Source organism: Nonomuraea ceibae (genome assembly GCF_019396325.1).
Taxonomy (GTDB): domain Bacteria; phylum Actinomycetota; class Actinomycetes; order Streptosporangiales; family Streptosporangiaceae; genus Nonomuraea; species Nonomuraea ceibae.
Genome location: NZ_JAHKRO010000247.1, coordinates 1 through 1,131 on the forward strand (window position 1 = coordinate 1; position 1,131 = coordinate 1,131).

1 protein-coding gene is annotated in these 1,131 nt (G+C 71.7%); it reads right to left on the reverse strand.

What is annotated here, in order from left to right; translation table 11 throughout:
- Positions 1-55 precede the first annotated feature (55 nt).
- Positions 56-1,131: hypothetical protein (locus KME80_RS49780; protein WP_219520105.1), on the reverse strand; the 1,076-nt coding region annotated here is incomplete at its 5' end.

Below are 1,131 nucleotides of genomic sequence, written 5' to 3' on the forward strand. Positions count from 1 at the left end.
CCATCGGAACAGGTTGACGGCGCGATGGCGAAGCGGGCGCTGACAGCGAGTCGCATCAGTTCGGCGGGCGTGGCCTCGATGGCGCCGGGCGTGGTTGCGTGCTGCTGCGGTCCGGTGGCTCCGCCGGTGGCGTGCGGTTGCGCTGCCAGGCCCAGGCCAGCAGGACGATGACCGCTACCAGGAAGACGGTGTTGGAGGCGTACTTGCCCGCGTAGTCGCTGTGGCCCACGGGCGGCACCAGGTAGGCCACCAGCGCGTACAGCAGCAGCGGCGACCCGGCGGCGGCCAGCACGTGGAGGCGGCCCCAGTCCTTGCGGCGGCCCCAGCTCACCAGGCAGATCACGACGAGTACCGCGACCAGGGCGGACACCGCGATGCTCGGCCAGGCCGCGGTCCCCGGCTCCGGGGATCGCGCCACGATGTGCACACCGCCCAGCAGCAGGCACAACAGGCCCACCAGCCCGGGCGCGGGAACGCGGCCGGGCCTCGGGGCTCTCGGGCGAGGAAGTGCCAGGGCGGCAACGGTCACGAGGAGCACGGTCGACACGGTCAGGGTCAACTGCTCAGGCGTTGCCTGGAAGCCCGTATCGCGGACGAACTCGACGTGGAAGTAGCCTGCTGCGCCCAGGTACAGCACGGCGGCCACGCCAAGCCCGAACCGGCCCAGCCACGGCCGGTCGGCGAGCCCGGGCACGCAGCCCTCGATCACGGCGATGGGTGCCGCGAAGGCGCACATGACATGACCGCCGACGAAGACCAGCAGCTGACTGACGTCGACGTCGAGCCCGGGTACGAGGGCCGGCAGCGACTTCCAGTACGGACCGGCTTCGAACGCGCCGTGGTTGAACAGGCTCTGATCGATGAGACCCGCCTGGATCAGGCCGAAGGCGGCGGCCAGCAGCACGATGGTGGGCCGGCCGCGCCCGGCGCGGCGTGTGACCTCGCGGAGGATGATCGCCGCCGCGCCGTAGAGGGGGCCGAGGACGAGCAGGGTGAGCAGCAGTCCCGGCAGGTCCCCGATGCGCTGGCCGTGGTAGCCGCTCAGGTACTCGGCGCCGATGGGCGACAACACGAACAACCCGGCCACCGGCGCCAGGCGACGCCACAGGGAGGTCTTGGACACTGCTGTGG